23 protein-coding genes are annotated in these 22,595 nt (G+C 56.1%); 15 read left to right on the forward strand and 8 right to left on the reverse strand.

Features of this window, described 5'->3' with window-relative positions:
* Nucleotides 1–2 precede the first annotated feature (2 nt).
* Complete coding sequence (speB, locus tag ACX3P5_RS15175; protein ID WP_010248847.1) at nt 3–923, reverse strand: agmatinase; 921 nt, start codon at nt 921–923, stop codon at nt 3–5.
* 170 nt (nt 924–1,093) lie between these two features.
* Nucleotides 1,094–3,070 (reverse strand): biosynthetic arginine decarboxylase, encoded by a 1,977-nt coding sequence (speA, locus tag ACX3P5_RS15180; protein WP_233987179.1) that lies wholly within the window; start codon nt 3,068–3,070, stop codon nt 1,094–1,096.
* A gap of 848 nt (nt 3,071–3,918) precedes the next feature.
* Here speA and metK point away from each other — a divergent pair.
* Both metK and ACX3P5_RS15190 read left to right on the forward strand, forming a co-directional pair.
* A complete protein-coding gene (metK, locus tag ACX3P5_RS15185) occupies nt 3,919–5,070 on the forward strand; it encodes a methionine adenosyltransferase (RefSeq protein WP_233987178.1) in 1,152 nt (383 codons plus the stop codon).
* Nucleotides 5,071–5,511: 441 nt separating this feature from the next.
* The gene (locus tag ACX3P5_RS15190; protein ID WP_336756484.1) at nt 5,512–6,909 is read left to right on the forward strand and encodes a sugar porter family MFS transporter; all 1,398 of its coding nucleotides are present in this window, start codon (nt 5,512–5,514) and stop codon (nt 6,907–6,909) included.
* Nucleotides 6,910–6,980: 71 nt separating this feature from the next.
* On the opposite strand, the gene ACX3P5_RS15195 is transcribed toward ACX3P5_RS15190, so the two are convergent.
* Together ACX3P5_RS15195 and ACX3P5_RS15200 are read right to left on the reverse strand one after the other, a co-directional pair.
* Nucleotides 6,981–8,240: an O-antigen ligase family protein gene (locus ACX3P5_RS15195; RefSeq protein ID WP_458968947.1), complete on the reverse strand. Its 1,260-nt coding sequence runs from the start codon at nt 8,238–8,240 to the stop codon at nt 6,981–6,983.
* A complete protein-coding gene (locus ACX3P5_RS15200; RefSeq protein ID WP_458968948.1) occupies nt 8,230–9,339 on the reverse strand; it encodes a glycosyltransferase in 1,110 nt (369 codons plus the stop codon). Before ACX3P5_RS15200 ends, ACX3P5_RS15195 begins: the two co-directional genes overlap by 11 nt.
* Before the next feature lie 270 nt (nt 9,340–9,609).
* Between ACX3P5_RS15200 and ACX3P5_RS15205 the strand changes: the two genes are divergently transcribed.
* The 6 genes from ACX3P5_RS15205 to ruvX all read left to right on the forward strand — a co-directional run bounded on the left by ACX3P5_RS15205 (nt 9,610) and on the right by ruvX (nt 13,843).
* Nucleotides 9,610–10,122, forward strand: a complete 513-nt coding sequence (locus ACX3P5_RS15205) for a SprT family zinc-dependent metalloprotease (protein ID WP_233987174.1) — start codon at nt 9,610–9,612, stop codon at nt 10,120–10,122.
* 78 nt (nt 10,123–10,200) lie between these two features.
* A complete protein-coding gene (gene endA / locus ACX3P5_RS15210; RefSeq protein WP_233987173.1) occupies nt 10,201–10,908 on the forward strand; it encodes a deoxyribonuclease I in 708 nt (235 codons plus the stop codon).
* Between the two features lie 75 nt (nt 10,909–10,983).
* The gene (gene rsmE / locus ACX3P5_RS15215) at nt 10,984–11,715 is read left to right on the forward strand and encodes a 16S rRNA (uracil(1498)-N(3))-methyltransferase (RefSeq protein ID WP_233987172.1); all 732 of its coding nucleotides are present in this window, start codon (nt 10,984–10,986) and stop codon (nt 11,713–11,715) included.
* A gap of 113 nt (nt 11,716–11,828) precedes the next feature.
* Nucleotides 11,829–12,773, forward strand: coding sequence for a glutathione synthase (gshB, locus tag ACX3P5_RS15220; RefSeq protein ID WP_233987171.1), 945 nt, complete (start codon nt 11,829–11,831; stop codon nt 12,771–12,773).
* A gap of 87 nt (nt 12,774–12,860) precedes the next feature.
* Complete coding sequence (locus tag ACX3P5_RS15225; protein ID WP_233987170.1) at nt 12,861–13,424, forward strand: YqgE/AlgH family protein; 564 nt, start codon at nt 12,861–12,863, stop codon at nt 13,422–13,424.
* Nucleotides 13,424–13,843, forward strand: coding sequence for a Holliday junction resolvase RuvX (gene ruvX, locus ACX3P5_RS15230; RefSeq protein ID WP_094120694.1), 420 nt, complete (start codon nt 13,424–13,426; stop codon nt 13,841–13,843). Before ACX3P5_RS15225 ends, ruvX begins: the two co-directional genes overlap by 1 nt.
* Here the strand turns inward: ruvX and ACX3P5_RS15235 are convergent.
* Nucleotides 13,837–14,832 (reverse strand): type IV pilus twitching motility protein PilT, encoded by a 996-nt coding sequence (locus ACX3P5_RS15235; protein ID WP_233987169.1) that lies wholly within the window; start codon nt 14,830–14,832, stop codon nt 13,837–13,839. The two genes, ruvX and ACX3P5_RS15235, sit on opposite strands and share 7 nt — an antisense overlap.
* Nucleotides 14,833–14,846: 14 nt before the next feature.
* Between ACX3P5_RS15235 and ACX3P5_RS15240 the strand changes: the two genes are divergently transcribed.
* The 4 genes from ACX3P5_RS15240 to hemW are packed head-to-tail and all read left to right on the forward strand — an operon-like array spanning nt 14,847 to nt 17,868.
* The gene (locus ACX3P5_RS15240; RefSeq protein ID WP_233987168.1) at nt 14,847–15,554 is read left to right on the forward strand and encodes a YggS family pyridoxal phosphate-dependent enzyme; all 708 of its coding nucleotides are present in this window, start codon (nt 14,847–14,849) and stop codon (nt 15,552–15,554) included.
* 12 nt (nt 15,555–15,566) lie between these two features.
* On the forward strand, nt 15,567–16,121 hold the full coding sequence (locus ACX3P5_RS15245) for a YggT family protein (protein WP_094120697.1): 555 nt from the start codon (nt 15,567–15,569) through the stop codon (nt 16,119–16,121).
* Between the two features lie 21 nt (nt 16,122–16,142).
* Complete coding sequence (locus ACX3P5_RS15250) at nt 16,143–16,736, forward strand: XTP/dITP diphosphatase (protein WP_233987167.1); 594 nt, start codon at nt 16,143–16,145, stop codon at nt 16,734–16,736.
* On the forward strand, nt 16,729–17,868 hold the full coding sequence (hemW, locus tag ACX3P5_RS15255) for a radical SAM family heme chaperone HemW (protein ID WP_336756491.1): 1,140 nt from the start codon (nt 16,729–16,731) through the stop codon (nt 17,866–17,868). The genes ACX3P5_RS15250 and hemW overlap by 8 nt, the downstream gene beginning before the upstream one ends.
* 35 nt (nt 17,869–17,903) lie before the next feature.
* On the opposite strand, the gene ACX3P5_RS15260 is transcribed toward hemW, so the two are convergent.
* From ACX3P5_RS15260 to trmB, 3 genes are all read right to left on the reverse strand, one after another.
* A complete protein-coding gene (locus tag ACX3P5_RS15260) occupies nt 17,904–18,620 on the reverse strand; it encodes a YggN family protein (protein ID WP_233987165.1) in 717 nt (238 codons plus the stop codon).
* Between the two features lie 100 nt (nt 18,621–18,720).
* A complete protein-coding gene (locus tag ACX3P5_RS15265; RefSeq protein ID WP_233987164.1) occupies nt 18,721–19,047 on the reverse strand; it encodes a YggL family protein in 327 nt (108 codons plus the stop codon).
* The gene (trmB, locus tag ACX3P5_RS15270; RefSeq protein WP_233987163.1) at nt 19,047–19,766 is read right to left on the reverse strand and encodes a tRNA (guanosine(46)-N7)-methyltransferase TrmB; all 720 of its coding nucleotides are present in this window, start codon (nt 19,764–19,766) and stop codon (nt 19,047–19,049) included. The genes ACX3P5_RS15265 and trmB overlap by 1 nt, the downstream gene beginning before the upstream one ends.
* Before the next feature lie 154 nt (nt 19,767–19,920).
* Here trmB and mutY point away from each other — a divergent pair, with 154 nt between their 5' ends.
* From mutY to mltC, 3 genes are read left to right on the forward strand one after another with little or no spacing between them, the layout of a single operon-like run.
* Nucleotides 19,921–21,009 (forward strand): A/G-specific adenine glycosylase, encoded by a 1,089-nt coding sequence (mutY, locus tag ACX3P5_RS15275; RefSeq protein ID WP_458968949.1) that lies wholly within the window; start codon nt 19,921–19,923, stop codon nt 21,007–21,009.
* The gene (locus ACX3P5_RS15280) at nt 21,006–21,278 is read left to right on the forward strand and encodes an oxidative damage protection protein (RefSeq protein ID WP_128086611.1); all 273 of its coding nucleotides are present in this window, start codon (nt 21,006–21,008) and stop codon (nt 21,276–21,278) included. The genes mutY and ACX3P5_RS15280 overlap by 4 nt, the downstream gene beginning before the upstream one ends.
* 53 nt (nt 21,279–21,331) lie before the next feature.
* Nucleotides 21,332–22,411, forward strand: a complete 1,080-nt coding sequence (gene mltC / locus ACX3P5_RS15285) for a membrane-bound lytic murein transglycosylase MltC (protein WP_233987161.1) — start codon at nt 21,332–21,334, stop codon at nt 22,409–22,411.
* Nucleotides 22,412–22,595: the final 184 nt, after the last annotated feature.

A 22,595-nucleotide genomic window follows, 5' to 3' on the forward strand; every position in this document is an offset into this window, starting at 1 on the left:
CATCAGCCTTTGTTTACCGCCTGCACATGCAGCATATCCAGCGCCAGCGTCGCGGCGGCCAGCGCAGTCAGATCGGCGTGGTCGTAGCCTGGCGCCACTTCCACCAGATCCATACCGACGATATTCATGCCCTGCAGACCGCGAATCAGCTTGGTGGCTTTATCGGTGGTCAGTCCGCCAATCACCGGCGTGCCGGTACCCGGCGCGTGAGCCGGATCGAGACAGTCGATATCAAAGGTCAGATAGACCGGCAGATCGCCGACGGTGCGTTTCACTTCAGCCAGAATGTCATCAACGCTGCGGTCGTTAACCTGCGCCGCATCCAGCACGTTGAAGCCCAGGCTCTTATCAAACTCGGTACGGATACCAATCTGGACCGAGTGTTGTGGATCGATCAGGCCTTCTTTCGGCGCCGTGAAGAACATGGTGCCGTGATCGAAGGTTGGGCCGTTAGAGTAGGTATCGGTATGGGCATCGAAATGGACCAGCGCCATCTTACCGAAGTGCTTCGCATGCGCGCGCAGCAGCGGCAGCGTCACGTAGTGATCGCCACCAAAGGTCATCATGCGTTTGCCGTTCGCCAGCAGTTTTTCAGCATGGGCCTGCAGTTTGTCAGAGAGATCCTGCGAGTCGCCAAAGGCATAGACCAGATCGCCGCAGTCCACCACGTTCAGACGCTGACGCAGATCGAAATCCCACGGCCAGCGGCAGCCTTCCCACGCCAGGTTAGTTGAGATCTGGCGGATAGCGCCTGGGCCCAGACGGCTGCCCGGACGGCCCGAGGTAGCGGCGTCAAACGGCACACCGGTAATTACCCATTCAGCGTCGCTGTCGTAAGGCTGGAAGTTGAGCGGGAAGCGCATGAAACCAAAGGCGTTTGACACCAGGGAGTTGTCGTACTGGTTGCCGAGGGTATTGTACATAGTTCGTCCTCTCTGTGGGCATCCGTCGGGCCAGGCCCGCGAGCCATTGAGCGATAGATGAAAAAAATCCCCTCCGCGTCGTTAGGCCCGACGAGGAAGGGATGGTATGCGTCAGATTATCGACATTTCACCGGCAACTGCAATATGCGTTGCCCGGCAATCTGAACCGATTACTCGTCTTCTAAGTAGGTGTAACCGTACAGGCCGCTCTCGAACTCTTCGAGGAACTGAGCACGCAGCTCCTCATCCAGATCGGAGGCCTGCACCTGGTGACGGAACAGCGCCATCAGTTCGTTCGGATCGAGCTGCACGTAGCGCAGCATATCTGCCACGGTGTCGCCTTCATCCGACAACTGGACTTCAACATCACCATTTTCACGGGCATAAACATCCACCGCTTCGGTATCACCGAACAGGTTGTGCATGTTGCCGAGAATTTCCTGATAAGCCCCGACCATAAAGAAGCCCAGCATCGGCGGATTATCCACGTCATATTCTGGCATCGGCATGGTGGTGGCGATGCCGTCGCCATCAACGTAGTGATCGATGGTGCCATCGGAGTCACAGGTGATGTCGAGCAGCACGGCGCGGCGCTCTGGCTTCTTGTTCAGCCCTTCCAGCGGCAGTACCGGGAACAGCTGATCGATACCCCACGCATCCGGCATCGACTGGAACAGCGAGAAGTTGACGTAGATCTTGTCCGCCATCCGCTCCTGCAGTTCGTCGATAATCGGACGGTGCGCACGGTTGCTTGGATCGAGATGCTGCTGAATGTAGTGGCAGATGCTCAGATAGAGCTGCTCAGCCCAGGCGCGCTGCTTGAGATCGTAAGTGCCGGAGGAGTAGCCGGTATGGATATCAAACAGATCCATCTGGCTGTCGTGCAGCCATTCACGCAGCGAACGACGGGTATTCGGCTCGTGCATCTCCTGCCAGGTTTCCCACATGCTGACAATCGGGCGTGGTGCATCAGCATCCGGCGTTTCCGGCTTGCTGAATTCATTGCGCTCAACGCCGATGATGTTCGAAACCAGTACCGTGTGGTGTGCCGTTACCGCACGGCCCGACTCGGTGATCACCGTCGGATGCTCAAGGCCATGCTCATCACAGGCATCGCCAATCGCCCAGATGACGTTGTTGGCATATTCGTTCAGGCCGTAGTTCACCGAGCAGTCAGACTGCGAGCGCGTTCCTTCGTAATCCACGCCCAGACCGCCGCCGACGTCGAAACATTTAATGTTAACGCCCAGCTTCGCCAGTTCAACGTAGAAGCGCGCCGACTCACGCACGCCGGTGGCGATGTCGCGAATGTTGGCCATCTGTGAACCGAGGTGGAAGTGCAGCAACTGCAGGCTATCCATACGGCCCGCTTCACGCATGATCTCGACCAGCCTGAGCACCTGGGTCGCCGACAGACCGAACTTCGACTTTTCGCCACCGCTCGACTGCCATTTACCCGAGCCCTGAGAGGCCAGACGGGCGCGAATGCCAAGACGCGGCACCACGTTCAGGCGCTCCGCCTCTTCCAGCACCAGACGGACTTCGGTCATCTTTTCCAGCACCAGATAGACCTTGTGGCCCATCTTCTCGCCAATCAGCGCCAGACGAATATATTCGCGATCTTTATAGCCGTTACAGACGATCACGGTACGGGTCTGACCGGCGTGCGCCAGCACCGCCATCAGCTCAGCTTTCGAGCCCGCTTCCAGTCCCAGCGGTTCGCCGGAGTGGATCAGCGATTCAATCACGCGTTTGTGCTGGTTCACCTTGATTGGATAAACCAGGAAGTAGTCGCCTTTGTAACCATAGGATTCACGCGCACGTTTAAACGCGGCGTTAATTGAGCGCAGGCGGTGTTGCAGGATCTGCGGGAAGCAGAACAGCGCCGGCAGACGCTGGCCCTGCGCTTCTCGCTCTTTGACCAGTCGGGCTAAATCGACGCGCACATCCGGGCGATCCGGATCGGGACAGACACTGATGTGGCCCAGTTCGTTGACGTCGTAATAGTTGTTGCCCCACCAGGCAATGTTGTAGGTACGCAACATTTTGCTCGCATCCTGATCGTTCATTGCTACCTCCTGCATTGAGCGGAGTGCACCTTGTTCGCCAGCTGACGAACCCTTGATATTCTTTATGTCGTCAGACATCGCGAACCTCAATTTTCCGTTGAAAGATAAAACTGTTAACCGGCTTACTGGCCGCTAATCTGGAAATTCGTTGCCACATTAAACGCAATGTCCTGTTCACCTGACGTTACCGTCAGCGCGATTCACGCATGAGAGTTAAGTGTAAAACACCCTGGCCATCTCCGTTGAAACCGAAAGCATTTAACAGATTTGTATAAGAGGACCACGGATAACGTGCGTCGTTCAGCTGCGCGGCGGCAGAGAAGAGACTAAACCGTAAGGATAGTGGTACAGATTAACCGGCGCTCGTGTCGGTAAAATTACCGCATCGAACATATTGTCGGCAGGACAGAGAAAGAGATGGGAAACAGGAGACAGCCAGCGCAGCGCCGCAGCACAGGGAACCGGGAGAAGAGAAAACGTGGTTCATTACTCGTATCACCTCCGCACATGCCAGCGGCATATGGAACACAACCTGGGTGAAAGCCAGACCCTTGTCTGACGGGCGCGACGCAAACTGAGGCGTCATCCTTGCTACTGCTCTCGAAGCAGCGGCGTTTTATACAGTTTACCGCCGCAAAATGCAAAAAGATTATCGGGGAAACGCGTGCAGTGTCAGGAAATTATGCCGATAACCTTTCCAGGTAAAATGCTGAAACAGAAAAAGGGCTGGCAATTGGCTCATTCTGTAACCTAAAATAGCCGTCCAGATGGTTTTCCATCTAAACAGGTTAATATCCAGGCGGTGTTGGCCTGCTGTGCTGACACAACCTCACTGCTCGTGGCTTTGCCTGAAGGGGCGTTAAGTCAGATGATACTCACTTGCGCTATGCAGTCGAATTCAAACCATTTGTAAGGTAAAGAACAGAATGGCTAAACACCTTTTTACGTCCGAGTCCGTATCAGAAGGACATCCTGATAAAATCGCCGACCAGATCTCCGATGCCGTGCTGGATGCCATCCTTGAACAGGACCCTAAAGCACGCGTGGCCTGCGAAACTTACGTTAAAACCGGTATGGTTCTGGTTGGCGGTGAAATCACCACCAGCGCCTGGGTCGATATCGAAGAGATCACCCGTAACACCGTACGTGAAATCGGCTATGTTCATTCCGATATGGGCTTTGATGCCAATTCCTGTGCGGTTTTAAGCGCGATTGGTAAACAGTCTCAGGATATCAACCAGGGCGTTGACCGCAGCGATCCGCTGGAACAGGGCGCGGGCGACCAGGGCCTGATGTTCGGCTATGCCACCAACGAAACCGACGTGCTGATGCCTGCGCCGGTGACCTATGCGCACCGTCTGGTGCAGCGTCAGGCTGAAGTGCGTAAAAACGGCACCCTGCCGTGGCTGCGTCCGGATGCCAAAAGCCAGGTCACTTTCCAGTATGACGACGGCAAAATCGTCGGCATCGATGCGGTAGTGCTCTCTACTCAGCACGCCGAATCTGTCAGCCAGAAAGATCTGCAGGAAGCGGTGATGGAAGAGATCATCAAGCCGGTTCTGCCAGCAGAATGGCTGAGCGCCTCGACCAAATACCACATCAACCCGACCGGCCGTTTTGTGATCGGCGGCCCGATGGGCGATTGCGGCCTGACCGGTCGTAAAATCATCGTGGACACCTACGGCGGCATGGCGCGTCACGGTGGTGGTGCGTTCTCCGGTAAAGACCCGTCAAAAGTGGACCGTTCAGCGGCCTACGCAGCCCGTTATGTGGCGAAGAACATCGTGGCAGCCGGTCTGGCGGATCGCTGTGAAATTCAGGTCTCTTACGCCATCGGCGTGGCAGAGCCGACTTCGATCATGGTTGAAACCTTTGGGACTGAGAAAGTCTCTACCGAGCAGCTGACGCTGCTGGTGCGTGAGTTCTTTGATCTGCGCCCGTATGGCCTGATTCAGATGCTCGACCTGCTGCACCCGATCTACAAAGAGACCGCTGCTTACGGTCACTTTGGTCGCGAACATTTCCCATGGGAAAAAACCGACAAAGCCGCACAGCTGCGTGAAGCCGCTGGCCTCTGATAACGGCGCTTTGCTGAAAACCCTGCCGCTCAGGCAGGGTTTTTTTATGCCTGAGAGGCCGCAATTCGTCGTTCCGCGCTCTGCCCGCAGCAAAATTTCTGATCTCGTCTACACTTCTTTTCGCCTTTTCTGACAACAAAATGTTAACGATTACAATTTGAAACGCTTTGTTTATCTGCTATTTAGGATTTACTCTACGTAGTTATTCTGCTGAAAATGCGTTATTTTCAGCGTCGTCTGATAGCCAATAAATAGAGCCTTGTCAGAAACTTAATGAGTGCTATACCTCACTGGTTAATTAACCTTTCCGGGCAAAAAATGCTGAATTTCAGGGTTTCAGCGTGTGTAAACGATTACACTGATGTGATCGGACTCACTTTTTTCGCGCAAAGAGTTTTTTAACATTGATAAAAACAATGATGGATAAACCTGGAGGCTAAAATGCCTGGCAATACACACAAAAGCAGAACATCAAATAAGGCGATGACCTTATTTGTCTGCTTTCTGGCGGCCCTCGCGGGACTGCTGTTCGGTCTGGATATCGGCGTTATTGCCGGTGCTCTGCCGTTTATCGCAAAAGACTTTAACGTAACCGCCCATCAACAGGAGTGGATCGTCAGTTCCATGATGTTTGGTGCCGCGGTGGGTGCTATCGGCAGCGGCTGGATGTCCTCCCGCCTCGGCCGTAAAAAGAGCCTGATGGCCGGCGCGATTCTGTTCGTGATTGGTTCACTCTGGTCTGCCATGTCACCTAACCCTGAAATGCTGATCAGCGCCCGCGTCCTGCTGGGTCTGGCTGTCGGTATCGCCTCTTACACCGCCCCGCTTTATCTTTCTGAAATTGCACCCGAAAAAATTCGCGGCAGTATGATTTCGCTTTATCAGCTGATGATCACCATCGGTATTCTGGGCGCTTACCTCTCCGATACCGCGTTCAGCTTTACCGGCAACTGGCGCTGGATGCTGGGCATCATCACCATTCCGGCACTGCTGCTGCTGGTGGGCGTCTTCTTCCTGCCAAACAGCCCGCGCTGGCTGGCGGCACGAGGCAACTTCCGCGATGCACAACGGGTACTGGATCGTCTGCGTGACACCAGCGAACAGGCAAAACGTGAGCTGGATGAGATTCGTGAAAGCCTGAAGATCAAGCAGTCTGGCTGGGGTCTGTTTACCAGCAGCAGCCACTTCCGTCGTGCGGTCTACCTCGGCATTCTGTTGCAGGTGATGCAGCAGTTTACCGGCATGAACGTCATCATGTATTACGCACCGAAGATCTTTGAAATCGCAGGCTTCACTAATACCACTGAGCAGATGTGGGGCACGGTGATTGTCGGTCTGATCAACGTACTGGCGACCTTTATCGCTATCGGTCTGGTCGATCGCTGGGGCCGTAAACCGACGCTGATTCTTGGCTTTATGGTGATGGCTGCCGGTATGGGCGTGCTGGGTACCATGCTGCATTTCGGCATTCACTCGCAGGGCGCACAGTACTTCGCCGTGGCTATGCTGCTGATGTTTATCATCGGTTTTGCGATGTCAGCCGGTCCGCTGATCTGGGTTCTGTGTTCCGAAATTCAGCCGCTGAAAGGCCGCGACTTCGGTATCACCGTTTCCACCACCACCAACTGGATCGCTAACATGATCGTGGGTGCGACCTTCCTGACGATGCTGAACACGCTGGGCAACGCTAATACCTTCTGGGTCTATGCGCTGCTGAACCTGTTCTTCATTCTGCTGACGGTGATGCTGATCCCTGAGACGAAAAACGTCTCGCTGGAGCACATCGAACGTAACCTGATGGCCGGTAAAAAACTGCGCGACATCGGTTCACAGAATTAATTATCAGGCGTAAAAAAAACGGCGGGGTTTCTCTGGAAACCCCGCCGTTTTTATTTGTTCATCTGCTCAACTCAGACCTGTCGTTGCGGCACCGGTAGCCGTATACAGCAGAGTGCCAGCACCATAATGAAAACAGTCGCGGTCTGGTTATAGGGCAGCACCGAATCGGTCAGCCCGGCGACAAACAGCGCCACCAGCGGCAGCGCAACGCCGCGCAGATCGCAGCGCTTCACTCCCCCCGCCAGAGCCACCAGATAGAGCAACGCCAGCGACAAAGCCCCCAGCCAGCCCTGTAACGTGGTGACCTCAAGGAACTCGTTGTGCATGTTGTATTTAACGTTGGTATAGCCTTCCACATTATTCGGGTAGTGCGCGCTGATAAACTGGCGAGCCTGAGTTGTGCGCTCATCCGGCGTCGAAAAACCGCCATGATGCTGAATAAAGTTGACCGCCCCGCCCCAGATTGCTACCCGCGCGCCCAGCGAGGTCGAGCTGTTGGAACCGAAGTTCTCAATATCCTGCACCCCTTCCACCCAGCGGTTGCTGGTCATCAGCACCAGCACTGCCAGCAATCCCACCACCAGCGCGCTGATGCGCCAGTTGGTTAGCATCGACAGGCGATAGGTCTGCAGCAGGAACAGCAATCCGACCGCCACCAGAGCGATAAGCGTCACGCGGGTGCCGCAGAGATAGAGCAACGCGAAGGTGACGATTAACACCGCCACATCAGCCATCTTCCAGTAAGCATGGGTCTCAAAACGACTCAGCCAGAGCCAGGCGCAGTAGATAAACAGAATCATATAAGAGGACATGGAGGCTGCTTCGGTGGTGAGCTTGATCCGCACGTTGGCGGTATAGAGATGCTCATAGATGCCGAAGCCCAGCGTGATCAGCAGGCCAATCAGGATTAAAACTTTCCCGGCCCTGAGCGTTTTGAGTGACACCAGCTGACCATAAACGGCCAGGCTCAACAGCACAAATGCGCCAAGCAACAGCCGTTTTGCGCCAAGCAGATAGTTGCTGATGGTCGTGATACTGTCGGTTGAGGGTGCCGTTTCAATCCCTTTGACCTGCATCGCCCAGACCAGCCGGATCAGCGTAAAGAGTATCAGCGCAATAAACAGCGCGATAAAAAAGCGGTGCTGCTGAAAGTCTATTTTTCTGCGCACCAGGCCATACAGAATGGAGGCTACCGACAGGTAGGAGACAACGTAGAATATTTTTTGCGGCAGGCCGGTGACAAACATGTTGACGGCCAGCGCCAGGCAGAGTGCGATGACAGAAAAATTCACCGCTAAGGATAATCCGTTAAGTTCGCGCTTATTCGTCATGCTTAACCCCGGAGAGGCGGTTAAGCACTTCCTTGAGATGCTTCATATAATTCTCCTCATAAAAACCGGTGATGCTCTGTTTAATAGTCTGTTGATCGGGAAAATGAAACGCCCCGCTCATGGCGTTGAGAATGGCAGCCAGCGCCACGCTGTCGTTTTTTTCGTACAGTTGACCATTGATGCCCGGCCTGATGATTTCCGCCGGGCCACTGACGCAGTCAGACGAGACGCAATAGACGCCGCGCGACATCGCCTCCAGCAGAATCAGCGGGAAGCCTTCGAAGTTTGAGGTCATCACCAGAGAGGTGACCTCGCCGATCTGGCGGGTTACATAATCCCAGGCATTCTCCTGCCAGCCATGCCAGGTGATGCGATCCTGCATCCCCAATTGCGCGACATAATCCTGGCAGCGCGCCAGATCTTCGCCGTCGCCGATAATCTCCAGCGTCCACGGTGCCTCAACCCGCCGGAGCGCATCGAACAGATCTTTAAGCTGCTTCTGCCGTTCAAAATGAACCCGACCGATGTAGAGAAATTTAAGCGCTGATGGCCGGCCAGTTACGTCAGCCTGGCGCTTCACCGGGTTGTAGATCACATCGATATCCGTCGCCTTCGCGCCCAGCTCGATCAGTTGCTGCCTGATCTGCTGACTGATAGCAAAGTGGTGATCGGCGCGCAGCAGATAGTGAGGACGGTAACGTTCACGCGGTGGCAGATGCATCCAGCTCGACAACACGATTTTTCGGCCGGAGAGCGTGATCGCCCGGCGCGTCATCAGGCAGGGAATAGTGTTTAAGGTCAGGACGTGATCGGGTTGATAGCGGCGAAAAAAAGCCGCCATTCGCAGCGTATGAATGAAGTTCTTAATTTTTTTATTGCGCAGCGTGCAGACGCTTTCCTGTAACACGGCGTTAGCGGTCCAGTCGCGAGAGTCGCTCTGTTCGCCGCTATTGATGATAAACAGCCCGGCCTCCGTTTCCGGATCGGCATTCAGCGCCGTAATCAACTGCCGGGTCACGTTCTCCATCCCACCGCGTCCGGCCATCAAATCTGTCACCAGCACAATCCGTTGTTTCTTTAAGTTATTATTATCTTTCATCGCTTTATCCGTGCCCTGTGCCCTTCACCCGACATCCATTCACTCTGCGGAGAATGTTAACAATAGAATATTCTAAATAGGAGCATAACAATATTTAAACCAGAATGATTACCCGGCTGGCGATGGTGCGCGCTGTCACGCCAGCGGCAGCATCGCGCGCGCTTTACCCGCTTCCAGGGGTTCAGAGGGCAAAACGCTCAGCCAGGCCTTTTATGCGAGGTTTATCCTGGGCGGTTGAGTTCCCGCCCGTCGCCGATTATTCTGAGCGCCATGAAAACGCCTCGCCTCCCTATTGCACTGCAACAAGCCGTGATGCGCGCGCTGCGCCAGGCGCTGACGCGCGCCAATCAGGCACTGAAAACGGACTATCCCGAACCGACACTGCTCTATCAGCAGCGCGGCACCGCGGCCGGTACCGCCTGGCTGGAACCCTGGGAGATCCGCATCAATCCGGTGTTACTGCTGGAAAATCAGCAGGCGTTCATTGATGAAGTGATTCCGCATGAACTGGCGCATCTGCTGGTGTGGAAGAAATTCGGTCGCGTAGCGCCGCACGGCAAGGAGTGGAAGTGGATGATGGAGCAGGTGCTGGGCGTGCCGGCACGGCGTACCCATCAGTTTGAGGTGCAGTCGGTACGCAGCCGCACCTTTGCTTACCGCTGCCAGTGCCAGCAGCACCAGCTGACGGTCCGTCGTCACAATCGCGTGCTGCGCGGTGAGAGCGAATATCGCTGCGTTCACTGCGGCAGCCTGCTGAAAGCTGGCGAGTTTGTCCCCGCCTGAGCAGGATTCCCATTCCGCCCTATTCCGCATTCTGTTACCCTGCCGCCCTTTTTAAAGCACTGAGTAGAAATCTGGAATATGTCTCGCATAATTAGTCTGGCCGCTGCGCTGTTATGGGTTCCTTTTGCGGCTGACGCCCTGAATCTGAATAACTATCACCAGAACAACTTTCAACAGGCCAAGGCCTTTGCGGCAGAAATCAACGCGGATGCGCCCGGCTCCTTTTACTGCGGCTGTAAAATTAGCTGGCAGGGGAAAAAAGGCGTACCTGACCTGAACAGCTGCGGCTATCAGGCGCGTAAAAACGCCAATCGCGCTTCACGTATTGAATGGGAACACGTTATGCCCGCCTGGGAGTTTGGTCACCAGCGTCAATGCTGGCAAAACGGCGGCCGTAAAAACTGCAGCAAAGATCCCGACTATCGTCGCATCGAAACCGATCTGCACAACCTGCAACCGGCCGTTGGCGAAGTCAATGGCGACCGCGGCAACTTCGCCTACAGTCAATGGAACGGCAGTGAAAAGCAGTATGGTCAGTGTGAGATGAAGGTGGATTTTAAACTCAAACAGGCGGAACCACCCGCACGGGCGCGCGGTGCCATTGCCCGTACCTATTTCTATATGCGTGACCAGTATCATCTGCGGATTTCGCGCCAGCAAACTCAGCTGTTTACCGCCTGGGATAAGCTCTATCCGGTGACGAAATGGGAGTGCGAACGTGACCAGCGTATCGCGCGGGTACAGGGGAATCACAATCCTTATGTGCAGCAGGCTTGCCAGCGCTAAAAAGCCTGCCCTAAACTAGCTCTTTTCCCGATGACGCCGTGTCATTCCACACGGCGCTTAGTTCTCAGGAACCTTATGCGCATACCTCGCATCTATCACGCCGGGCCGTTGAGCGTTGGCAGTGACATTACGCTGGATGAAGATGCATCCAATCACGTTGGCCGGGTGCTTCGTATGACGCCTGGACAGCATCTGGAACTCTTTGATGGCACTAATCTGACTTTTGCAGCAGAGATCACGCATGTTGATAAAAAGCGTGTAAAAGTATCGGTCACAGAGAGCCAGCCGGACGATCGCGAGTCACCGCTGCACCTGCATCTGGGTCAGGTGATGTCGCGCGGTGAGAAGATGGAGTTTACTATCCAGAAATCGATTGAGCTGGGGGTGAACGTCATTACGCCGCTGTTTTCCGAGCGCTGTGGTGTAAAGCTGGACGCTGAACGCCTGGCTAAAAAAATTCAGCAGTGGCAGAAGATTGCCATTGCCGCCTGCGAGCAGTGCGGCCGTAATCGCGTGCCGGAAATTCGTCAGGCGATGACGCTGGAAGCCTGGTGCGCTGAGGCGGAGAGCGGACTGAAGCTGAATCTGCATCCGCGCGCCAGCCACAGTATTAATACGCTACCGCAGCCGGTTGAACGGGTGCGGCTGCTGATTGGCCCTGAAGGCGGGCTCTCCGCTGACGAGATCGCCATGACGGCGCAGCACGATTTTACTGACATCCTGCTTGGCCCACGGGTTTTACGTACCGAAACCACCGCGCTGACCGCCATTACGGCACTTCAGGTGAGGTTTGGCGACCTGGGTTAAGCGATACTTCCAGCGGGCCGTCACCGACGCCCGCCATCTGGCGTGCTGACTAAGCGCCCACTGCTGACCGAACGAGACGAGACGGTAACCGCCGCCTCCCTGAGGAGATAATAATGATTAAACTTGGCATCGTGATGGACCCTATTTCGTCCATCAATATTAAAAAAGACACCAGCTTCGCCATGTTGCTGGAAGCACAGCGCCGTGGTTACGAGATTCACTACATGGAGATGCACGATCTCTCCCTGCGCGGTGGCGTCGCCTCTGCCCGCACTCGTCTGTTAACCGTCGAGCAGAATCCCGATAACTGGTATCAGTTTGGCAGCGAGCAGGAGATCCCGCTGGCTGACCTGAACGTGATACTGATGCGCAAAGATCCGCCGTTCGATACTGAATTTATCTATGCGACCTATATTCTGGAGCGCGCAGAAGAGCTGGGTACGCTGATCGTTAACAAACCGCAGAGCCTGCGCGACTGTAACGAAAAGCTCTATACCGCCTGGTTTGCTGAGTTCACGCCGGATACGCTGGTGACCCGCAGCAAAGAGAAACTGCGCGCCTTCTGGCAGGAGCACGGCGACATCATCATGAAGCCGCTGGATGGCATGGGTGGCGCCTCGATTTTCCGGGTGAAGAAAGACGATCCGAACTTTGGCGTTATCACGGAAACCCTGACCGAGCATGAAAGCCGGTTCTGCATGGCGCAGAACTATATTCCGGCGATCAAAGATGGCGACAAACGCGTGCTGGTGGTGGATGGTGAGCCGGTGCCTTACTGCCTGGCCCGTATTCCTCAGGGCGGCGAAACCCGCGGTAACCTCGCGGCCGGTGGACGCGGCGAAGCCCGTCCGCTGAGCGAGAGCGACTGGGAAATCGCCCGTCGTGTCGGCCCGACTCTGAAAGCGAAAGGGCTGATTTTTGTCGGACTGGACATCATCGGTGATAAACTGACAGAAGTTAACGTGACCAGCCCGACCTGCGTGCGTGAAATTGAGGCGGCTTTCCCGATTTCCATCACCGGCATGTTGATGGATGCCATTGAGAAGCGCCTGGGCTGAGCATGACGCCGGGGCCATGCTCCGAGATCAACCCAATACCGGTGCGGCCGTCGCGTGCCGGTTATTTTTTTGGTACATCGTGTGAGAATGAATTTACAGCATCACTTTTTGATCGCCATGCCTTCACTGCAGGACCCTTTCTTCAAACGTTCCGTGGTTTATCTCTGCGAACATAACGAAGAAGGCGCAATGGGTCTGATCATCAATAAACCGATGGAAAACCTGACGGTTGAAGGCATTCTGAAGAAGCTTAAAATCTCTGCCGACGATCGCGATCCGGCGATCAAACTGGATAAACCGGTGTTTACCGGCGGTCCGCTGGCGGAAGATCGCGGCTTTATTCTGCATTCGGCTCAACGCACCTTTACCTCCAGCATCCGTATTTCAGACAATACGGTTATCACCACTTCCCGCGACGTACTGGAGTCGATTGGTACTGCCTCTCAGCCCAGCAACGTACTGGTGGCGCTGGGTTACTGTGCCTGGGAAAAGGATCAGCTGGAGAATGAGCTGATGGAAAATGCCTGGCTGACCACGCCCGCTAACAGCAATATTCTGTTCCAGACGCCGATTTCAGAGCGCTGGCGCGAAGCGGCGCGCAGTATTGGCGTCGATATACACAACATGGCCAGCGACGCCGGACACGCCTGATGTCAACACAAACTCTGTTAGGTTTCGACTTCGGCACCAAAAGTATTGGTGTCGCGGTAGGTCAGCAACTGACCGGCACCGCCCGCCCGCTGACGGCGCTTAAAGCGCAGGATGGCACACCGGACTGGCTGCAGATTGAAAAGCTGCTGAAAGAGTGGCAGCCCGATTTCGTGGTGGTGGGTTTACCGCTGAATATGGACGGCACCGAACAGCCGCTGACCGCCCGCGCGCGCAAATTTGCTAACCGGCTGCACGGCCGCTTCGGCATCCGGGTCGAACTGCAGGATGAGCGCCTCAGCACGGTCGAAGCCCGCGCCGGACTGTTTGAACGCGGCGGCTACCGCGCGTTAAACAAAGGCTCGGTGGATTCACAATCTGCCGCCATCATTCTGCAGGACTGGTTCGAGAACCACTACTGAAGCCACCCTTCGGCCTGGCGGGCCAGCCGGCTCTGCTCGAAGGTCTGCATTCCGGCCTGCGCGCCGGTTTGCAGCAGCGCCGGGATCTGGTGCATCTTGCCTTCGCGGATCAGGTTCACAATCGCGGGCGTTGCCACCAGCACTTCGAACAGGCCAATACGTTTCTGGTCGATAGACGGCACCAGCCGCTGGGCAATCACCGCTTTCAGACTGCCCGCCAGCTGGCTGCGCACCAGCTGTTTCTCTTCTGCCGGAAAGACATCGACCAGCCGATCAACCGCCTGCACCGCACCACGGGTATGCAGCGTCGCCAGCACCAGATGGCCGGTCTCCGCCGCGGTCAGTGCCTGACGGATGGTGTCGCTGTCGCGCAGTTCGCCCAGCAGAATCACATCCGGATCTTCGCGCAGCGCCGCCTTTACTCCAAGGCTGAACGAGGCGCAGTGCAGGCCAATTTCACGCTGCTGAATCAGTGACTGCTGGCTGTGATGGATAAACTCAATCGGATCTTCCAGCGTAATAATGTGCCGCGCCTGCTGGCGATTCAGCGCATCCACCAGCGCCGCCAGCGTGGTAGACTTGCCGCTGCCGGTGGCGCCGGTGACCAGAATCAGCCCATCCTGAAGCGTCAGCAGGGCCAGCACGCCTGGCGGCAGCCGCAGGCTCTCCAGCGTCGGACACTGCCCGGCGATGATGCGCAGCGCCAGCGACAGGCCGTTACGCTGCAGGAACAGGCTGGCACGCAGCCGCTGACCGTTTACCAGCGTCAGGGCAAAATCGAGCTGCCCGTCGCACTCCAGCTGCTGACGCTGCAGGTTATCGAGCCATTGGGTGACAAACTGTTCCATCCACGCTGACGGCAGCCTGGCCTGCTGCGGGATCGCCTCCAGCTTTCCCTGACGTCGCCAGTAGGGCAAATGTCCGCTGCAAAGGTGCAGATCGGCGGCATTATGCTTTACACTAAGCGCCACCATTTCATCCAGATTCATGATTTCTCCTGACTATGACCTCAATCCAGCACAACCTACAGCAAGTGCGGCAACGAATCGCCGCCGCCGCCGCGCGTTGCGGCCGCGCGCCAGAAGAAATTACGTTGCTTGCAGTCAGTAAAACCAAACCTGCGAGCGCGGTCGAAGAAGCCGCCGCAGCTGGTCAGATCGCCTTTGGTGAAAATTACGTTCAGGAAGGGGTTGAAAAGGTTCAGGCACTGGCCGCACATCCTCAGCTGGAGTGGCACTTCATTGGCCCGCTGCAGTCGAACAAAAGTCGCCTGGTAGCGGAAAACTTTGACTGGTGCCACACCATTGACCGTCAGCGCATTGCACAGCGGCTCAATGATCAGCGTCCCGCGACGCTGCCGCCGCTGAATGTGTTAATTCAGGTAAATATCAGTGACGAGAACAGCAAATCTGGCATCATGCTGGATGCTGTTTCCGGGCTGGCGCAGCAGATCGCTGCGCTGCCGCAGCTTCGGCTGCGTGGGCTGATGGCCATACCGGCAGCGGAAAGCGATTATGACCGGCAACTGGCGGTGTGCCAGCAGATGGCTGAAGCCTTCCGGCAGTTGCAGCAGGACTATCCCGCTATCGATACGCTCTCGCTGGGAATGAGCGATGACATGGAGGCGGCAATCGCCGCAGGCAGTACGATGGTGCGCATCGGCACCGCCATTTTTGGCGCTCGCGACGCTGCGCGCAACTCACAACAATAATAGAGGAACTTCATGTTAACAATGACGTTTTTAGTAAAAACGCTGATCGATCTCTACGTCATGGTGCTGCTGTTACGCATCTGGATGCAGTGGGCGCGCTGCGATTTTTATAACCCGCTGGCACAGTTCGTGGTGAAAGTGACGCAGCCCATCATCAAGCCGCTGCGTCGCGTACTCCCGGCGCTCGGCCCGATCGATACCGCCTCGCTGCTGCTGGCGTTTGTGCTGACCACGCTGAAATATCCGATTCTGCTGCTGATTCAGGTCGGGGTGTTCTCCGTCGATCCGACCAACCTGCTGGTCGGTCTGCTCTCGCTGGTTAAATCCGCCGGCTATCTGGTGTTCTGGGTCATCATCATCCGCTCACTGATGAGCTGGATCAGTCAGGGTCGCGGCCCGATTGATTACGTGCTGATTCAGCTGACCGAACCGCTGATGGCACCGATTCGCCGCGTGCTGCCCGCGATGGGCGGCATCGATTTCTCCGCCATGATCGTTATTCTGGTGCTGTATGCCCTGAACTTTCTCGGCATGGACCTGTTCCCGGGTCTCTGGTATTTGCTGTAAATGAACCAAACTGGAACTGTTATGCAAAAAGTTGTCCTCGCCACCGGAAATCCCGGCAAGGTGCGTGAACTGGCGGATCTGCTCTCCGCCTTCGGCCTGGATATTGTCGCCCAGACCGAACTTGGGGTGGAATCGGCTGAAGAAACCGGCCTGACCTTTATTGAGAACGCCATTCTCAAAGCACGTCATGCGGCGAAGATCACCGGTTTACCGGCCATCGCGGATGATTCCGGGCTGGCGGTGGATGCGCTGGGCGGCGCGCCGGGTATCTACTCCGCGCGTTACGCCGGTGAAGAAGCCAGCGATCAGCAGAATCTGGAGAAACTGCTGCAGGCGCTGGAAAACGTGCCTGACGGCCAGCGTCAGGCGCAGTTTCACTGCGTGCTGGTCTATCTGCGTCACGCCGACGATCCGACGCCGCTGGTGTTCCACGGTAGCTGGCAGGGTGAGATCACCCGTGCGGCGGCTGGCGCTGGTGGCTTTGGTTACGACCCGATTTTCTTCGTGCCGGCGCTGGGTAAAACCGCTGCCGAACTGAGCAAAGCGGAAAAAGGCGAGGTTTCTCACCGGGGTAAAGCATTGACGCTGTTGCTGGAAGCGATGCGTAATGCCTAATCTGCCGCCGTTAAGTCTGTATATCCACATTCCGTGGTGCGTACAGAAGTGTCCCTACTGTGATTTTAACTCCCACGCGCTGAAAGATGAGGTGCCGCACGTTGAATACGTGCAGCACCTGCTGCGCGATCTGGATCAGGACTTACCGCTGATCGCTGATCGTGAGGTGCGCACTATTTTCATCGGCGGCGGCACGCCCAGCCTGCTGAGCGGCAGTGCGATGCAGCTGCTGATGGATGGCGTACGTTCACGCCTGACGCTGGCGGCGGGTGCAGAGATCACCATGGAAGCGAATCCGGGTACCGTTGAAGCGGACCGCTTCAGCGCCTATCAGCGTGCCGGTATTAACCGGATCTCGATTGGCGTCCAGAGTTTCAGCCCGCAAAAGCTGCAGCGACTGGGTCGTATTCACGGTCCGGACGAGGCGAAGCGTGCCGCGAAGCTGGCCGAGGGATTACAGCTGCGCAGCTTTAACCTCGACCTGATGCACGGCCTGCCCGATCAGTCGCTGGACGAAGCGCTTGACGATCTGCGTCAGGCGATCGCGCTTAATCCGCCGCATCTCTCCTGGTATCAGCTGACCATTGAACCCAACACGCTGTTTGGTTCACGGCCGCCGGTGCTGCCGGATGATGATGCGCTGTGGGATATTTACGAGCAGGGTCATCAGCTGCTGAGCGCTGCCGGCTATCAGCAGTATGAAACCTCCGCCTATGCGAAGCCGGGTTACCGCTGTGAACATAACCTCAACTACTGGCGCTTCGGGGATTATCTCGGCATCGGTTGTGGTGCGCACGGCAAACTGACCCAGCCCGATGGCCGTATCGTCAGGACGGTGAAGACCCGTCATCCGCGTGGCTTTATGCAGGGTAATTATCGCGAAAAGCAGTATGACGTGGCCGACATCGACAAGCCGTTTGAATACTTTATGAATCGCTTCCGGCTGCTGGAAGCCGCGCCGCGCAGTGAATTTACCCGTTATACCGGTTTGCCGGAACAGGTGATCCGCCCGCAGATGGAGGCGGCGATTGCGGCAGGTTATGTGGTGGAAACGGCTGAAGAGTGGCAGATCAGTGAGAAAGGGAAACTGTTCCTCAATTCGCTGTTAGAGCTGTTTTTACCGGAAGAGTAAGAGGTACGCCTCAGCCTGCGGGCTGAGGCGTCAGATTATTTGTTCAGACCGGCAACCAACCCTTTGCGCTGATCTTCTAACGAAATGACGCGGTTACAGACCTCGTGACCGAAGTTCTGGAAATCCTGCTCCTGCTTGCTCCACTCCGCCTGAATCGACTGCTGCAAACCGCCCAGATTACCCATAATGGCCTGCAGCGGATTACTGCCGCCGCTCGCCTGCTGACTGCCCATCTCGTTCAGGCTGTCCTGCATCACGCCACCCAGCGTTGACTGCACCAGCCGCTCGCCGTCGGCACGCACAGTATCGATCGCCTGATGATGGAAGGTCAGGCCATCCGGCCGGTGTTCAATGATGCGGTTCATCTGCTGTTTCAGCTGACCGTTCAGGGTAGTCAGGCGATTGCGAACGTTACTGTTCTCGCCCAGCTTCTCAACAATCACCCGATCCAGTGCCGCGCGTCCTTTTTCCAGCCGCGAGGTGGCACCGCTGTCGATCCACGGCAGATCGCGCCGTAAAGCCGTTTGATAGTCGATGGCTTTCTGGCGACCGGCACTGTCCAGCGACACCTTCTGGCCGTTGAACTGCACCTCGCCCTGCGGGGTAATCTGCAGATTGCCATTAGCGCCCACCACCTGCACGCTTTGCGGCGTGATCACCACATCATCCTGTGGCTTAACGCTGCATTCATAGGCCGCCTGAGCCTGGGTCGCTGCCACCAGCAGCACAGCAAGAAGCGCTTTACGCATCATAGAATCTCCCTTATCTACTGTCTGAACGATCCTGAAGGGCCGGGCTGCGCTGCAGTGAGAGATCATTTCTCCCCTGTTGCGCAGCCCGGCGTCGTGTTACTTAGTCCCACCAGACATCAAACAGTTCAGTCACCTGCACATCCTGCACCTTGCGGTCTTCCAGCCATTTACGCACCAGTTCACGATGTTCATCGGTGCATTTACCGGTTTTTTGCAGGCAGATCAGACCTTCCCACACCAGGTAACCGCTGCCATCAAAGGCCAGACCGTTAGGATCGATCGCTTCGTTGATGAACTGGTTCAGCGTCTCATCAATTTCGCTCTCGCTGGTCCCTTCCGGGAAGCGCCAGGCAACCGAGAAACCGAGTTCCTGAAACTCATCAATGTGCAATTTTTTACGTAAACGGCGGCTGCGTTGTGTGGCCATTATTTCACCCTCTCAAACATTAAATCCCATACGCCGTGGCCTAAACGCTGCCCGCGCTGCTCAAACTTGGTCAGTGGACGCGTCTCGGGACGCGGCACGTAATTCTGCTGTTCTGACTGGTTGCGGAAGCCATCGATGCTGTTCATCACTTCCAGCATATGTTCAGCGTAGGCTTCCCAGTCGGTTGCCATGTGGAATACGCCGCCCAGCTTCAGCTTACGCATCACCAGCTCGGCAAACGGCACCTGGACGATACGACGTTTATTGTGACGGGCTTTATGCCAGGGATCGGGGAAGAACAGCTGGACCATACGCAGCGAGTTATCCGGAATCATCTTCTCCAGCACTTCCACCGCGTCGTGACACATCACGCGCAGGTTATCGACGCCCGCTTCTTTAGCAGAAGCCAGACAGGCACCCACGCCCGGCAGGTGGACTTCAATGCCGAGGAAATTCTGGTGTGGTGTATTTTGCGCCATGGTGACCAGCGAAGCGCCCATGCCAAAGCCAATTTCCAGCGTGACCGGCGCGTCACGTCCAAACAGCTGGGGCAGATCGATCGGCTCCGGCTGATATTCCACTCCCATCTCTGGCCAGTATGTATCAACAGCCTGCTGCTGCCCTTTGGTTAAGCGGCCCTGGCGGCGTACAAAACTGCGGATCCGGCGCAATGGCCGCCCGTTCTCATCAAATTCTGGGGTGATGACGTCATTAATCATGTCGAAGCCTGCTGGTTAGCCTGTTCTGGGAAACGGGCATTATGCAAAGTTCATAAGCAGAAGCAAGCCTTTGCAATCTTCCGGTTTACACCCAGGTGCGCATGTGCTGGAATTCCTGCCTGAGTGTAGAGTAAACACGGAAAATTTCCTTCTTATGATGCAAGCGCCGCAGTTCGCGCAACAAGTGCTGGACTGGTATCAGCGCTTTGGCCGCAAAACCCTGCCCTGGCAGCTGGATAAAACGCCTTATAAGGTGTGGCTGTCCGAAGTGATGTTACAGCAAACCCAGGTTGCCACGGTTATTCCCTACTTTGAACGCTTTATGGCGCGCTTCCCCACGGTGGGCGATCTGGCGGCTGCGCCGCTGGATGAAGTGCTGCATCTGTGGACCGGTCTGGGCTATTACGCCAGGGCGCGTAATCTGCACAAGGCGGCAAAGCAGATTGTTGAGGTTCACCAGGGCGAGTTCCCGCAGAACTTCGATGAGGTTGCCGCCCTGCCCGGCGTCGGACGCTCCACCGCCGGCGCGGTGTTATCACTGTCACTGGGTCAGCACTTCCCGATTCTCGACGGCAACGTCAAGCGCGTGCTGGCGCGGTGCTACGCCGTTGGCGGCTGGCCGGGCAAGAAAGAGGTTGAGAAGCGCTTATGGCAGATCAGCGAAACCGTGACGCCCGCCGAGGGCGTCAGCCAGTTTAATCAGGCGATGATGGATCTGGGCGCTATCGTCTGCACCCGCTCGAAACCGAAATGCGATATCTGTCCGCTGAACAGCGGTTGCGAAGCCTATGCTCATCACAGCTGGGCCAGCTATCCCGGTAAAAAACCGAAGCAGGTATTACCGGAACGCAGCGGCTGGTTCCTGATGATGCAGCATGGCGATCAGGTCTGGCTGGAGCAGCGTCCCCCGGTCGGACTGTGGGGCGGCCTGTTCTGCTTCCCGCAGTTCACCAGCGAAGCCGCACTGACTGACTGGTTGATTGCTCGCGGTATCCAAGCCCAACCACAGCAGCTGACCGCTTTCCGCCACACCTTCAGCCATTTCCATCTGGACATTGTGCCTATGTGGCTGGCGTGGCCTTCTGTCGGGGCGGCGATGGATGAAGCGGGCGGTCTCTGGTATAACTTAGCGCTGCCACCATCTGTGGGATTAGCCGCGCCGGTTGAGCGCCTGTTACACGAATTGCGCCATCCCCAACAACTGGCTTTGGACAGTTGTGAGATCAATGAGGAAGAATCATGAGCCGCACCATTTTTTGTACTTTTTTACAACGCGACGCGGAAGGGCAGGATTTTCAGCTCTATCCTGGCGATCTGGGCAAGCGTATTTACAACGAGATTTCGAAAGAAGCCTGGCAGAAATGGATGGCGAAACAGACCATGTTGATCAATGAGAAGAAGCTCAACATGATGAATCCGGAAGATCGTAAGGTGCTGGAGAAGGAGATGATCAATTTCCTGTTTGAAGGCAAAGACGTTCATATCGAAGGCTATACACCGCCAGAAGCGTAAACATTTGGGCCTCTGCGTTGAGGCTCGTTATCCCGATCAGGCATGCACTCCCAATGAATAAAAAATTGATCGCCCTGCTGGTGGTGGCACCACTTCTGGTTTCCTGCTCCGGACAAAAAAAACAGCAGTTTCATGAAGATTGGGTAAAAGACACCAACGGTTTCGATATTCTGATGGGCCAGTTTGCCCATAATATTGAGAATATCTGGGGTATTAATGAGGTCCTGATCGCCGGACCTAAAGATTACGTCAAATATAGCGACAACTATTACACCCGCAGCCACATCAACTTCGAAAGCGGTAAGCTGACGATTGAGACCATTGCCGGTACCGATCCGATGGCCAGCCTGCGCCAGGCGATTGTGACCACGTTGCTGATTGGTGAAGATCCGGGCAACGTCGATCTCTATTCCGACGCCAACGATATTGTGATCAGCAAAGAGCCGCTGCTTTACGGTCAGGTGCTGGACAATACCGGCCAGCCGATCCGCTGGCAGGGTCGCGCCGAGGCCTTTGCAGATTACCTGATCCAGAATAAATTGCAGCGCCGCACCTCGGGCCTGCATGTGATCTACTCGATCTCGATTCCGATGGTGCCGAACCATCTGGATAAGCGTGCGCACAAATATCTGCCGATGGTGCGTAAAGCGTCGGAACAGTATGGTGTGGACGCCTCACTGATTCTGGCGATTATGCAGACCGAGTCGAGCTTCAACCCCTATGCGGTGAGCCACGCCGATGCGCTGGGCCTGATGCAGGTGGTGCAGCATACCGCCGGGGTCGACGTGTTCCGCATGAAAGGCAAATGGGGCAAACCGAGCCGCAGCTATCTGCTTGATCCAGAGAACAATATCGACGCCGGTACGGCTTATCTGTCGCTGTTGCAGCGCAGCTATCTGGGCGGCATTCAGGATCCGGTATCACGTCGCTATGCGGTGATCACCGCTTATAACGGCGGTGCCGGCAGCGTATTGCGGGTCTTCTCCAGTGATAAAGATCGGGCGTTTTCGATGATCAACAGCATGTCACCGAACAAGGTTTATCAGACCCTTACCAGCCAGCATCCTTCGGCGGAGTCACGTCGTTATCTCTATAAGGTGAGTACCGCGCAGCGTAGTTATCGTGGATTTTGATGTTTCGCTTCGCAGCGGTGGAGTGTTTCGCCTGGCGGCAGGCTGGGTCAGGTAACGCATGGCTGCGGGCTGACAAAGAGTGAGTTTTCGTCCGCCAGGCGTTGGGGAGTTTCAGATTGCCCGAGCGGGCGGACGCGTCAAGGGGCGGACGCCCGCCCCTTAACAATCCCGGCGTCCGGCTGCC

The organism is Pantoea sp. S-LA4 (assembly GCF_054482835.1).